The following is a 13,117-nucleotide window of genomic DNA, read 5'->3' as shown; positions in this document are numbered from 1 at the left end:
TCTAGTGAGCGGCCGCTCCGGCGACACCGAGGTGACGCTCCAGGACCGAGGGGTCGGCCTTCAGCGCGGCGCTCGGGGCGTCGTGGACGATCGTTCCGCGCTCCAATATCACAACGCGGTCGGCCAGCCCCAGAATCTTTTGAGCATTCTGCTCGACGATGATCGAGCAGATGCCGCCCGCCCGGGTGATGGCGCCGATCGCCTTGAGCAGCTCCTCGACGATGATGGGGGCGAGGCCCTCGGTCGGCTCGTCCAGCAGCAGCACTTTCGGGTTGAGGGTCAGCGCGCGGCCGATCGCCAGCATCTGCTGCTCACCGCCGGAGAGCTGGTTGCCAAAATTGCTCCGCCGCTCCTTCAGCCGCGGGAACATCTCGTAGACCTTCTCGACCGTCCAGGGGCCGGGCTGCGCCACCGCGGTCATGTTCTCCTCCACCGTGAGCGAGCGGAAGATGTTGCGCTCCTGCGGCACCCAGCCGATGCCGGCGCGCGCCCGCTGGTCGGCTCGGAGCGAGGTGACATCCGTGCCGGCAAGCGCAACGGTGCCGGAGAAGCGGCGGGTGACGCCGACGATGGAGTTGATCAGCGTGGTCTTGCCGGTGCCGTTGCGGCCGAGCAGCGCCAACACCTGCCCCTCGGCGAGGCGCAAGGACATGTTGGGCAGGACCACCGCCTCGCCATAACCGGCGCGAAGTGCATCGATCGCGAGCAGGTCAGACATTGACCGCCTCCTCGCCGAGATAGACCGCCTTGACCTGGGGATCGCGCGCGACCTGCTCGGGCGGGCCTTCGGTCAGCAACGCGCCAGAGACCAGCACCGAGATGCGATCGGCAAAGGAGAAGACGAGGTCCATGTCGTGTTCGATCAAGAGCACGGTGACGTCGCGCGGCAGGCTGCCTACGACCGCGAGGATGTCGTGGCGCTCGCTCTCGGGCACGCCGGCGGCAGGCTCGTCCAGCAGCAGCACGCGCGGCTTGGCGGCGATCGCGACCGCGATCTCGAGCAGGCGCTGCTTGCCGTAAGGCAGCGTCACGGTCTGCTCGTTCATGACGTCGAGCAGATGGAAGCGCGTGAGCAGATCGGCGATCTCGCTATTGACGTCGCTCCGCGTGCCCATCCGCCGCCACCAGTCGCCGCCATGGCCGAGACGCTCGGAAACGGCAAGGCCGATGGTTTCAAGCGGGGTCAGGTCGGGATAGAGCTGGTTGATCTGGAAGGTGCGCGACAGGCCGCGCAGCACGCGCTTGTGCACGGGCAGGTCGGTGATGTCCTCGCCTTCGAGCAGGATGCGGCCCGAGTTCGGCTTGAGCACGCCGGTGAGCTGGTTGATGACGGTGGTCTTGCCGGCGCCGTTCGGGCCGATCAGCGCGTGGCGGGCGCCCTGCTCGACCTTCAAGGACAGGTCGCGGGTAACGCGCAGGCCGCCGAACTGCTTTTCGAGATTCCGGGTTTCGAGCGCGATGGTCATGCGTCGCTCTCCGGTACGGCGACGACGGCCTTGCGTCCGGCCACCTGCTTGATCACGAGGTTCGGCACATATAGCACCCAGCGATGCAGACGTTGCCGGCCGATGAGCACGATCAGGACAAGGACGAGGCCGATCCAGAACATCCAGTATTGCGGCGTGATGGTCTGAAACAGTTCCTGCAGCATCTTGAAGACGACCGCGCCGATCAGTCCGCCATAGAGATAGCCGGTGCCGCCGATCACGAGCACCAGCATCAGGTCGGCGGATCGCTCGAACGCGAACACGTCGAGGGAGGCGATCGCCGTGGTCTGGGTGAACAGCGCGCCCGCGATGCCGGCATAGAATGCCGCAAGCGTATAGATCGCGATCAGGCGACGGTTGACGGGAATGCCGATCGCGGCGGCCCGCAGCGGATTGTTCTTGATTGCACGGAGCGACAGACCGAACGGCGAATGCACGACGCGGCGGGCGAACAGGAACAGCAGGAACAGCACGGCCAGAGAATAGAAGAAGCCGGTCTTGCCGAACATGTCGAACGGGATCTCGCCGAAGATCGGCTGCATCTCGATCCCCTGCAAACCGTCGGTGCCGCCGGTGATGTTGGAGAAGCGCTCGGCGAGCGCTTCCAGCAGCAGCGCGATGCCCAGCGTCACCATCAAACGGGTCAGGTCGACGCCGCGGATCACCAGGAAGCTGGTGGCAAAGCCAAGCACCATCGCGGCAAGGCCCGCAACGATCAGCGCGAGCACGGGCTCCTTGACGATGCCGTGCAGCGCAAGAAGGCCCGCAGCATAGGCGCCGACACCAAAGAACGCGGCATGGCCCAGCGAGACGATGCCGGCATAACCGAGGATGAGATCGAGCGACATCGTGAACAGCGCCAGCCGCAGGACGTCGGTCATGATGAGATAGCGCGTGGGAAAGACGAAGCCGCAGGCCAGCACGATCAGCCAGAAGGCGACTTCGCCGTAGTGCCAGCGCGCCTGGCGCTGGGCGTGATAACCGACGTCGGAAGCAGCGCTCATCGGCGAACTCAACGCGCGGCCGTGCGGCCGAACAGGCCGTTCGGGCGCCAGATCAGGATCACGATCATCATGGTGTAGATCACAAAGGGTCCCATCTTCGGCACGTAATATTTTCCGGCGACGTCGCCGATGCCGAGCAGGAGGGAGGCCAGGAACGGCCCGGTGATCGAGGAGGAGCCGCCGACCGTGACCACGATCAGGAAGTAGATCATGAACTTCAGCGGGAAATACGGATCGAGGCCGAGGATCTCGGCGCTCAGCGCGCCGCCGAGGCCGGCGAGCCCGCAACCGAAGGCGAACGTGAAGGCAAACACCTGCGGCACGTTGATGCCGAGGCCGCTGGCGGCGCGGGGATCATCGACGGCGGCACGCAGGCGGCTGCCGAAGCGCGTTTTCGCCAGCACCATCTGCAGACCGATGGTGAGCAGTCCGCAGATCACGATGATCATCAGCCGGTAGCGGCCGATGCCGACGCCGAACACGTCGAACTGGCCCTGGAGCGCGGCCGGCAAATTGATGAAGACGCGCGACGAGCCCTGGATGTAGTCGACGGCCGCGACCGACATGAAGGTCAGACCGATCGTGAACAGCACCTGGTCGAGATGGCTGCGCGCATATAAATGGCGGTAGAGCGTGCGTTCGAGCGCGATGCCGATCGCCGCCGCGGAGACGAAAGCGAGCGGCAGGGCGGCGAAAAACGGCCAGCCCATCCGGTTGACCAGCACCATGCAGATATAGCCGCCGGCCATGGCGAAGGCGCCGTGGGCAAGATTGACGAAGTTCATCAGGCCGAGCGTGACCGCGAGCCCGCAGGCGAGCACGAACAGCAGCATGCCGTAGGCAACGCCATCGAACAGGTTGGTGAATATTGCGGTCATCGAGGGTCGAAAATCATCTCTGGTGTAGCCGAGGGCTGTGCTGCTCTCCCTCTCCCGCTTGCGGGAGAGGGCTGGGGAGAGGGTCTTTCCGCTGAGGGACTCCCGATCAGGAGAGAACCCTCACCCGGCGCTCTGCGCCGACCTCTCCCGCAAGCGGGAGAGGTGAGAGGAGAGCCCGGGATGACGCGCTTTCGCGCGTCACTTCTTGGTCTTGCCGAGATCCTTGACGGCCTCGAAGGTCGCGAACTCGACATTGTAGAGCTCGCCGTCGACCTTCTCGACCTTGCGGATGTAGATGTTCTGCACGATGTCGCGGGTCTCGGGGTCGATCGAGATCGGGCCGCGCGGGCTTTCCCACTTCTGGCCCTTCATGGCTTCGATCAGCTTGTCGCCGTTGGTGTCGCCATTGGTCTTCTTCAGCGCCTCATAGATCAGGTGGATGCCGTCATAGCCGCTCACGGCCATGAAGCCCGGACGGTTGCCGAACGCCTTCTTGTAGGCCGCGACGAAGTCCTTGTTCATCTGCGAGGGATGCGCCGCGGAGTAGAGATGCGCGGTGACGGTGCCGAGCACGGCATCGCCCATGTTGTTGAGCAGGTCGTCATCCGTGACGTCGCCGGGTCCGATCACCTTGATGCCGGCCTTGTCGAGGCCGCGCTCGGCATACTGCTTCATGAAGTTGCCGCCCTGGCCGGCCGGCACGAACACGAAGATCGCGTCGGGCTTGGCGTCCTTCATGCGCTGGAGGAACGGCGCGAAGTCGGGATTGGCGAGCGGCGTCTTGACCTCTTCGACCACCTCGCCGCCGCCGGCGGTGAAATGCTGCTTGAAGAAGTTCAGCGCGTCATTGCCCGGCGCATAGTCCGAGGTCAGCGTCGCCACCTTCTTGATGCCGTTCTTGACCGCCCAGTCGCCGATGATGGTCGAGGACTGCGCCAGCGTGAAGCTGGTGCGCACGATATAGGGCGAACGCTCGGTGATGATGGAGGTGCCGGCCGCCATGACCACTTCCGGAATCTTGGCCTGCGTTGCGAGCGGCGCGGCCGCGAGTGCGGCGGGCGTCACGCCGAAGCCGGCGATGAAATTGACCTTGTCGTTGACGATCAGCTCCTGCGCAGCCGTCTTGGTCTTGTCGGGGATCGCAGCGTCGTCCTTGAGGATGACCTCGATCTTCTTGCCGGCGACGGTGTCGCCCTTCTGCTGCATGTAGAGCTTGATCGCGTTCTCGATCTGCTTGCCGGTCGAGGCCTGGCCGCCGGTCATCGGCAGGATCAGGCCGATCTTGACGCTGTCCTGGGCCTTCGCGGGCGCGACGGCGGCGAGGCCCGCGACGGCCGCGACGGCGGCAGTCCAGTTAAGCTTATGCGAAAGTTTGCGTTCGAACATCAGAGGTCCCTCCCCTTACAATTCCTGATTCTTGTGCGCTGGACCGAGTGCCCGGTCCTTGCCCTAACCTTAGCTCATGCGCGCGTGATATCGCGCGTCACATGGCGTCTTTCGCGCCCACCTTGTCAATCGGACGTTTGGCGACTCTTCCGCGCAAGCCGAGCGTTCCGATTGCCGACGGTGGGGGCGGCTTTGCGGTCACGTCGGAGTAACCCCCGCGCATCCCGATCGCAGCCGCTTCCATTTGTACGATTGTACAAATAAAATGGACCTGTCAACGAAAAAGCCCAAGCGCCAGCCAAGCCAATTTGTCGCGAGCCTGCCGCCTAAGTCTAGGAAAGCGACGGTCTGCGTGGATGGAGGATTTCGTCTTTCTTTTGCAGAATTCGGACATCGGCGAGCAATTGCCGGCCAAGACCCGGTAAGAAATTACCTACCTCGAATAAGTCTATTTTACCTTGTTGAAGGCTACTCTCCTCGCGCCAGGCCGATCTGGCGTCCCAACGACCGAACCCGCGCGCCGCATAATGCCCAAGCCATTCCGCTCCGCTCTCGCCCTCGTTGCGCTCGCTGCTGGACTGGCCGGTTGCGGCACCGTCAACGAAAGGCTCTCGGCTGGCGTGGGCGATTACGTCCCGCAATGGGCTGGCGGCCTGCCTGCCGATGCCCCGCCGCGGCCGGGCACGCCGCAATACGACGCCTACATGAAGGAGCGCGAACGCAAGCGGCTGCTGCCGGCGGCGGATCGCGAAAAGGAAGAGCAGGCGCAGAAGGGGGCGACGGGGTCCACGTCGGCCGGCGCGGTGCGTTGAGGGGGCGAATGGCGAATAGGGAGTGGCGAATATCGCCTCCCTTTCCATTCGCTATTCGCCACTCCCCATTCGCTAATCCACGAACACCACGGTCTTGCGGCCGTTGAGGATCACGCGGTCGTCGAGATGGTAGCGGATCGCGCGGGCAAGCACGCGGCGCTCGATGTCGCGGCCCTTGCGGACCAGATCCTCCGGCGTATCACGATGGCTGATGCGTTCGACATCCTGGTCGATGATCGGGCCCTCGTCGAGATCGCGCGTGACGTAATGCGCAGTGGCGCCGATCAGCTTGACGCCGCGCTCATGGGCTTGGTGATAGGGCTTTGCGCCCTTGAAGCCCGGCAGGAACGAGTGGTGAATGTTGATGCAGCGCCCCGACAGCTTTGCCGAGAGATCGTCGGACAGGATCTGCATGTAGCGGGCGAGCACCACGAGATCGGTCTTCGTACTTCCGACGAGATCCATGATCTGGCCCTCCTGCTCGCGCTTGGTCTCCTTGGTCACAGGCAGATGATGGAACGGAATGCCGCCGAAATCGAGCCCGGCATAGACCTCGCGCGGATGGTTGGAGACGATTGCGGTCGGGATCATCGGCAATTCGCCGGTACGCCAGCGATAGAGGATGTCGACCAGGCAGTGGTCGGACTTCGACACGAGCAGCATGACCTTGCGATGCGCAGCGCGGTCGCGCATCTGCCACTCCATGCCGAAACGCTCGGCGATCGCGGCAAAGCCGGTCTGGAGCGCCGACAGTTCCACGGCGAGATCGGCCGCGGTGAACACCACCCGCATGAAGAACTTCTTGGTCTCGACGTCGTCGAACTGCTGGGCGTCGAGAATGTTCTGTCCGTTGTGGGCGAGGAAAGTCGACACCGCCGAAACGATGCCGGGGCGATCCGGACAGGACAGGGTCAGGACATATTGATGATCTGGCATGTTGATGAACAGGCTTGGCTCTTGATGAAGGTTTGGGCAGAGGCTGCGGAGTCCAGCGATTTGCGCCCTGCTCTATCACCGACCCCGCTCTTGCGCCAATCCCGCACGCGGAGTCAGGATGAACGTACCATTGCGAATTTGAACGGAGCGCACCCATGGCCGACCGCTTGAACGGCACCCGCATCCTGATCCTGGAAACACGCGAGGAGGCGCAGTTTTCCAAGCTTCTGGCCGAGCAAGGCGCCGAGGTCGTGCAGTGCCCGATGTTCACCATCCAGGATGCGCCGGACCCCGCCCCGGTCGAGGCCTGGATCCGCCGCGCCATCGACAAGCCGTTCGACGACCTCGTGCTGATGACCGGCGAAGGCCTGCGGCGGATCATGAAGCTCGCGCGCGCCCGCGGGCTCGACCAGGCTCTCGTCGCAGCGCTCGCCGGAGCGCGCAAATTCACCCGCGGTCCGAAGCCCGGCAAAGCACTGCGCGAAATCGGCCTCGAGGCGCAGCAGACCACGGAGAAGCCGACCACCGAGGGCGTGATCGAGATGCTGGGCAAGCTCGACCTGAAGGCACGTCGTCTCGGCCTCCAGCTCTATCCGGACAAGGACCACAGCGTGCTAACCGGCGCGCTCGCCGCGCAAGGCGCCGAGGTCGATGCCGTGCTGCCCTATGTCTACGATTCCAAGGCAGCGGATGCCAACATCGTCACTGCGATCGACGACATGGCCGAAGGGCGGATCGATTCCATCGCGCTGACCAATCTCGGCCAGGTCCGCCGCCTGATCGAGGCCGCCAAGGCGCATGGCAGCGAGGCGCGGCTTCGCGCCGGCCTCGAGCGGACGCTGATCGCCTCGGTCGGTCCGGCGGTCTCCGGCGAACTCGCCGCGCACGGCCTGCGCACGGATGTCTCGCCGGCGGAAGACGCCTATTTCATGCGTCCGTTGATCTCGGCAATGGCCACGGCGCTGGCAGAGCGGAAGCCAGCGGCGCGCTGATCCGCAGGGCCGCTACATCGCGGCATTGCCCACGAGCACAAACGGCGCCCAGATGCCGGGCTGCGCATTCGCACCGCCCTTCGCAATCAGGGCCGAGATCGAGCGGCGCAGCGCCTCGGCGCGGCCGATATCCGGATGTGCATTGAGGGCATCGATCGTGCCGGTGGTGATGACGACCGCGGCGTCGGAGTTGACCGCCCAGTGCGACACTAGCAGCGCGCGCGTGCCCGCATAGAAGAAGGCCCGCGCAAGGCCCGAGAAGGCTTCGGAATTCGCCGCCTGACCGCCGGCCGTGTTGCATGCCGACAGGATCACCCAGTCGGCGTAGAGCCTGAGACCGGATATCTCCGACGACGAGAGATAGCCGTCATCGGTGGGCGTCGCAGTCGCGGGCGGGCTGAGGATCAGCCCGGGCTCGATCGAGCCACGCACCTGCCCCGCAAGCGCCCCATGTGTCGCGAAATGCAGGATGCGATATTTCGCGAGATCGCCGCTCTGGCTGAGCGTCTTCATCCTGGTCTCGGAGGCATCGTTGGCGAGGACCACATCGCCCTTGGCGGGCGCGAAGGTATTGGCCACCGCACACAATTCGAGCGCGGTTTCCGGCAACGGCATCTGGCGCCTGAGCTGCACAATGTCCGCCGTGCCGCCCGACAGCGCGTCGACGGCACGCAAGCTTCTTTGCGCGACCTGGGTCGCCTGCGTCGGGATAGCGGCGCAGGTTTGGATCTGGCGCGCCAGCTTGGCGCGTGCGATTGCGATCTCGCCGCGGCCATCGCCATCGAGCGTCGGATTGCCGACGCCGAGAAACGGTTTCGACGCCGCGCTCCTGCGCGCGACCTGGCGTAGCGCCTTGAGGCTGGAGACGGAGGGCAAGACGGTAGTCGCAAATCGCTTGACCAGCCAGGACGTCTTCGCGAGATCTCCACCTGCCACGGGCTTGTCCGTCAGCAGGACCTGGAAAGGCAGCGTCGCCAGGGGGCCTGACGGCACCAGGATCAGCTCCTTGCCATCGATGTCGCGCGCGATCGGACCGAGCAGAGCCTGGTAAAGTGCAAAGGCGCGCTCCTGATCGAACGGCAACGGCTCGTCCGCGCCCAGCGGAGTCTTGCGACCGAGCCTCTGGGGGCATGTGGAAGCCTTGTCCAGCCATGCCTCCGCGTCGAGACCGCAGCGCAGGGCGCCGATGGCCTCGTTGAGCTGGCTCTCGCCGAGGTCGGCCGCATGCCAACGCACATCCGCGCGGGTCACCGTCCAGACAAAGGTGGCACGCGACGTCGTCGTGAACAGCAACATCGCCTCATTGGGACGAAGCTGCTTCTGGACGTCCTCGATCGTGATCGGCGTCTTGGTCACCAGCGCCGCATAGTCCGGAAACTGGGCGGCGATCGTGCGATCCAATTCCCTGATCTGGCCTGCGATGGCCGAGGCACGGACGCGAAGCGCCTGCGCCGCAGCCGCATTGCGCGCGCCGTTGGCTTGCGAGATCGCCGCCACCAGCATCTTGTCGGTAGCCACCGCTTGTGCACCGAGATCCTGCCGCTCGCGGACGCGGACCGCGAGATCCCCGCGGCCATCCGCGACTCGGGCCGACATCCCGGCGATCGCGCGCGCGGCCTGCTCGTCACCGATCCACTGCGCCGCCTCGAATGCCTGCGACCGCAATGCGCTCCTCTGCTCGCCACTGGCGGCATTCGCGAGATTGTAGGCGGCAACGATCAATCCTGGATATGGATTGGTGTCTTCACGAGCCCTAAGGTCGCTGCGGCTCTCCTCGCCGAACTCCGCGGCACGGCGTCCGTTCTGAATAGCCACCGCGCGCGCGAACGCGTCGCGTGCCTGCTGCGAATCCTTCAAATCGAGAAAATGGGCGCCGAGATTGGCGAAGCTGTTGGCCACGTCCGGATGCTGCTCGCCGAGAGCACGCAGGCGGATATTCAGCGCGCGCTTCAGCAGCGGCTCGGCCTCCTGCGCGCGGCCGGTGCTGTCCAGAACGACGGCCAAATTGTTGAGGCTGCTCGCGACCAGCGGATGAGAATTGCCGAGCGCGGCTTCGCGTATGGCGAGCGACCGGCGAGCGAACGGTTCAGCCTCGGCGTAGCGATCGCCGTCGCCCATCAGCGTCACCAGATTGTCGAGAGCGATCGCAACGTCGAGATGAACAGGGCCGAGGGCCTTCTCGCGAATGGCGAGCGATTTGCGGAACAGCTGCTCGGCCTCCTGCTTGCGATTGAGATGGGTCCAGGCCTCCGCGAGGTTGTTCAGAGCCGTCGCCACGTTCGGATGCGCCGCTCCGAAGGTCTTTTCCTGAATTGCGAGCGCCCGTGTGAGCAGCCCCTCGGCCTCGGCGTCCCGCCCCTCGCGCGAAAAAACCAAGGCGAGATTGTTGAGGCTCGCAGCGACGTCGGGATGATCGGGCCCGAGTGACTTTTCCCTGATGGCCATGGCCCGGCGGGCCAGTTGCTCGGCGTCCTGAAGCCGCCCCTGCGCGCGCCGGAGCTCGCCGAGATTGTTGAGCGTCGCAGACAAATAGATGCTGTCCGGGCCGTGCCGCTTCTCCTGAAGCGCGAGCGCTTCGACGAAGTTCGCTTCGGCCTCGTGCAACCGGCCTTGCGCGCGGTTGACCTCCGCGATGTTGTTCAGCGTCACCGGGATCATGATGTCAGCCTGTCCCGGAGACTTCCTGAGGACCACGAGGGCGCGGTTGAACATGTCGAGCGCCTCCGTCTCCTTCATCTGGCGGTGACGGAGATTGCCGAGCTGCATGCGCGCCAGCGCCGTCGTGAGTTGGTCCGGGCCGAGCACGCTCTCGTCGATGGCGATGGCGCGTGACGTGTCCCGCTCGGCTTCGCTCAGCCGGCTCAGGCCGAGCTCGATCTGGCCGAGCGTCGTGAGCACGGCGGCGACATCGGGATGATTGGGCCCGAGGCTCTTTTCACGAATCGCAAGCGCCCGCCTCAGCACGGTTTCGGCCTCGCTGGTCTCGCCCTGCGCCTGGAGCGCCTGGCCCAGCACCAACAGCGTGGTTGCCGTCAGCGGCGACTGCGGCCCGAACTCTTCTCGGACTCGGCGACGAGCTTTCGTGCCAGTCCGACCGCCTCGCCGTAGCGGCCTTCCTTGGCCAGCGCCGTGATGCGCTGCATCAGCGTCAGCATGTCCTGTGGACCAGCCCGGCAGGGCGACGCGAGGACGCTCACAAAAATCAGGAGACCCAGAAGCCGCGCGGCAAACGTCTGCCAACGTACCCACATGCTGTGATTGCTCCGCTCCCCCGAGCCCGCCGGCCCTTAGGGCCACAGCAAGATGAAAACTATGTGACCGCATCACGGGTGGGAAGAGGCAACCGGGGACCTCGACGCCCGAGTCTGCGCAAACCCGTGACGCGGCCGGCGCGCTGAAACCGTCGCGCATGGCGGCATGCGGCAGCTTCGATTGACACGGGCATCGCCGGCGCTACGTTCTCGTGCAGAAGAAGAAACAAGGCAAAGGAATCGCCGTGACACGCGTCATCGCGACGTGAGTGGGGTCGCGCGGTCTTCGGCGCTCGCGCCATTCCGCATCCGCAATTATCGCTTCCAGTGGCCGTCCGATCTGCTCACCTCCTGGGCGTTCGAGGTCGAGACGCTGGTGCTCGGCTGGTACATCCTGGTCGAGACCGGCTCGGTGCTGCTGCTTACCGTGCTCGCATCGCTTCAGTTCGTCGGGACCCTGGTTGCGCCGATATTCGGCATGATCGGCGACCGTATGGGTCATCGCGACCTGCTGGTCGCGATGCGTCTTGCCTATACGGTGCTCTCGTCGACCATCATGGTTCTGGCGCTGACCGGTCACTTGTCGCCGCTGAGCGTCATGATCATCGTCGCGATCATGGGCCTGATTCGTCCCTCCGATCTCGGCGTCCGGGGCGCATTGCTTGCCGAGATCATGCCGGCCGAACAACTGGTCGGCGCCATCAGCGTTGCGCGCACGACCCAGGACAGCGCCCGCATCGCCGGCGCATTGACGGGCGCCGGGCTGTTTGCCCTCCTCGGCATCGGCTTCGTTTATGTGGCGATCGCCTGCCTCTACCTCGCGGCCGCGCTTCTCATGTTCTGCCTGACCCGGCCGAAAAGGACCGTCACGACGAGCGATCTTCCGGCGAACAGCCACGCCGTTTCCCGATTACTGGGCGACCTCAAGGAGGGGATCGTCTACGCCTGGAACGGCCCGGGAATGCGCGCGGCGCTCTGCGTCGCCTTCCTGGCCAATCTCACCGCATTTCCCTTCACTGGTGGATTGCTGCCTTACATCGCGCGCGAGATCTTCCAGACCGACCAGACCGGCCTCGGTTATCTCTCGGCGAGCTTCGCCGTCGGCTCATTGATCGGCTCCATCACGCTCAGCCTCGTCAACGGGGTGCGCATTGCCCGGCTTCTGATCGGCGCGACGCTGGCCTGGTACGCCATGCTATTGGTATTCGTCGAGGTCAGGACCATGCCGGTGGCGATGGCCTGCCTCGTGCTCGCCGGCATTGCGCAGAGCATGTCGATGATCTCGGCGGCGGTGATCCTGATGCGAACGGCGAGCGCACATCTGCGCGGCCGCGTGATGGGCGTCCGCATGATGGTGATCTATGGCCTGCCGCTCGGATTGCTTGCGGCCGGCAGCTTGATCGACATCATCGGCTATTCCGCGACGGGCTCGCTCTATGCCGCCGCGGGCTTCATCGCGATGCTGGCGATCGCGCTCCGCTGGCGCGCCGACCTCTGGCCGGTTCACGCCCCCGCCAATGCGCGGTGACGATTGTCGACGCCCTAATCCCCGTAACCGCGCAACCGCTCGATATCGAGGATGGTGACGCCGCCATATTCGAGCCGCAGCAGCCCCTCCTTCTCCAGCCGGTTCAGCGCGCGGTTGGCGTTCTGGCGGGACATGCCGGAGAGCGCGCCGATCTCCTCCTGGGTGATCTCCAGATGCGCGGTCGATTCGGGATAGAGGATCGGGTTGAACAGCGAGGCGATGCTGCGGGCGAGGCGCGCGGTGGCATCCAGCGTGCGGTTGACCTCGAGCATGCCGATGAACTGGCCGAGCCGCTCGTTGAGCTGGCGCACCAGAAAGCGGTTGAAGCCGACGCTGTTCTCGAACAGCCACATGAAGGCGCTGCGTTCCATCAGCGCGACCCGACTATCGCGCAACGCGACCACGTCATAGCGCCGCGGCTCGTTCTTGAGTACGCTGCCTTCGCCGAACCAGGCCCCTGCCGTCAGCCCGGCCAGACTCGTCTCCTTGCCATCGCGCGACACCCCGCCCATCCGGGCGAGTCCGCTCACCATGCCGGCCCAATAGTCGAAGGTATCACCACGCATGAATACGGTCTCGCCGGTGCCGTAAGACCGCTCGGTGATTCCACCGCGTGCGACCTCGATCTCGGCTTCCGTGAGCTCGCGCGACCAGGCGGCGATGCGCTTCAGATGATCCTCTGAAATCATGATGGAGAGGCCAGCCGCACCGTTTCGTCACTCCGCCCTTCTGCTGCACTGCAACACGATCACCCCACGGTCCATCCGACGAAAGATGGCCGCCACGCCCGCCCAAAAACTTTGTCGTCGAATTGTCAGGCCGAAGACATTTCAAAATAGCGCT

At 65.0% G+C, this 13,117-nt stretch carries 12 protein-coding genes; 3 read left to right on the top strand and 9 right to left on the bottom strand.

All coding sequences use genetic code 11. The features are described from left to right. Position 1: 1 nt before the first annotated feature. The 5 genes from NLM27_RS06125 to NLM27_RS06105 form a co-directional block, all read right to left on the bottom strand. Positions 2-718 (bottom strand): ABC transporter ATP-binding protein, encoded by a 717-nt coding sequence (locus tag NLM27_RS06125; protein WP_254142496.1) that lies wholly within the window; start codon positions 716-718, stop codon positions 2-4. Beyond that, positions 711-1,466 carry an ABC transporter ATP-binding protein gene (locus NLM27_RS06120; RefSeq protein WP_254142495.1) on the bottom strand — a complete coding sequence of 252 codons (756 nt, stop codon included), beginning with the start codon at positions 1,464-1,466 and terminating at the stop codon, positions 711-713. The genes NLM27_RS06125 and NLM27_RS06120 overlap by 8 nt, the downstream gene beginning before the upstream one ends. Further along, entirely contained in the window at positions 1,463-2,491 is a 1,029-nt protein-coding gene (locus NLM27_RS06115) for a branched-chain amino acid ABC transporter permease (RefSeq protein ID WP_254142494.1), read from the bottom strand. The genes NLM27_RS06120 and NLM27_RS06115 overlap by 4 nt, the downstream gene beginning before the upstream one ends. 8 nt (positions 2,492-2,499) lie before the next feature. After that, a complete protein-coding gene (locus tag NLM27_RS06110; protein WP_254142493.1) occupies positions 2,500-3,369 on the bottom strand; it encodes a branched-chain amino acid ABC transporter permease in 870 nt (289 codons plus the stop codon). 198 nt (positions 3,370-3,567) lie between these two features. After that, positions 3,568-4,755, bottom strand: coding sequence for an ABC transporter substrate-binding protein (locus tag NLM27_RS06105; RefSeq protein ID WP_254142492.1), 1,188 nt, complete (start codon positions 4,753-4,755; stop codon positions 3,568-3,570). 527 nt (positions 4,756-5,282) lie between these two features. Between NLM27_RS06105 and NLM27_RS06100 the strand changes: the two genes are divergently transcribed. Then, positions 5,283-5,567, top strand: a complete 285-nt coding sequence (locus tag NLM27_RS06100) for a hypothetical protein (protein ID WP_254142491.1) — start codon at positions 5,283-5,285, stop codon at positions 5,565-5,567. 72 nt (positions 5,568-5,639) lie between these two features. On the opposite strand, the gene purU is transcribed toward NLM27_RS06100, so the two are convergent. Continuing rightward, positions 5,640-6,503 carry a formyltetrahydrofolate deformylase gene (gene purU / locus NLM27_RS06095; RefSeq protein WP_254142490.1) on the bottom strand — a complete coding sequence of 288 codons (864 nt, stop codon included), beginning with the start codon at positions 6,501-6,503 and terminating at the stop codon, positions 5,640-5,642. A gap of 155 nt (positions 6,504-6,658) precedes the next feature. Between purU and NLM27_RS06090 the strand changes: the two genes are divergently transcribed. Further along, the gene (locus NLM27_RS06090; RefSeq protein ID WP_254142489.1) at positions 6,659-7,495 is read left to right on the top strand and encodes a uroporphyrinogen-III synthase; all 837 of its coding nucleotides are present in this window, start codon (positions 6,659-6,661) and stop codon (positions 7,493-7,495) included. 12 nt (positions 7,496-7,507) lie between these two features. On the opposite strand, the gene NLM27_RS06085 is transcribed toward NLM27_RS06090, so the two are convergent. Both NLM27_RS06085 and NLM27_RS06080 read right to left on the bottom strand, forming a co-directional pair. After that, on the bottom strand, positions 7,508-10,516 hold the full coding sequence (locus NLM27_RS06085; protein WP_254148764.1) for a CHAT domain-containing tetratricopeptide repeat protein: 3,009 nt from the start codon (positions 10,514-10,516) through the stop codon (positions 7,508-7,510). 11 nt (positions 10,517-10,527) lie between these two features. Further along, a complete protein-coding gene (locus NLM27_RS06080) occupies positions 10,528-10,746 on the bottom strand; it encodes a hypothetical protein (RefSeq protein WP_254149058.1) in 219 nt (72 codons plus the stop codon). 265 nt (positions 10,747-11,011) lie between these two features. On the opposite strand from NLM27_RS06080, the gene NLM27_RS06075 reads away from it, so the two are divergent. Beyond that, positions 11,012-12,274 (top strand): MFS transporter, encoded by a 1,263-nt coding sequence (locus NLM27_RS06075; RefSeq protein WP_254142488.1) that lies wholly within the window; start codon positions 11,012-11,014, stop codon positions 12,272-12,274. A gap of 14 nt (positions 12,275-12,288) precedes the next feature. On the opposite strand, the gene NLM27_RS06070 is transcribed toward NLM27_RS06075, so the two are convergent. Further along, positions 12,289-12,963, bottom strand: a complete 675-nt coding sequence (locus tag NLM27_RS06070; protein ID WP_254142487.1) for a Crp/Fnr family transcriptional regulator — start codon at positions 12,961-12,963, stop codon at positions 12,289-12,291. Positions 12,964-13,117 lie beyond the last annotated feature (154 nt).

This window comes from Bradyrhizobium sp. CCGB12 (genome assembly GCF_024199845.1).
GTDB lineage: Bacteria > Pseudomonadota > Alphaproteobacteria > Rhizobiales > Xanthobacteraceae > Bradyrhizobium.
The sequence above is the reverse complement of the archived record's forward strand: the minus strand, read 5'-3'. Positions and strand labels throughout refer to the sequence as shown.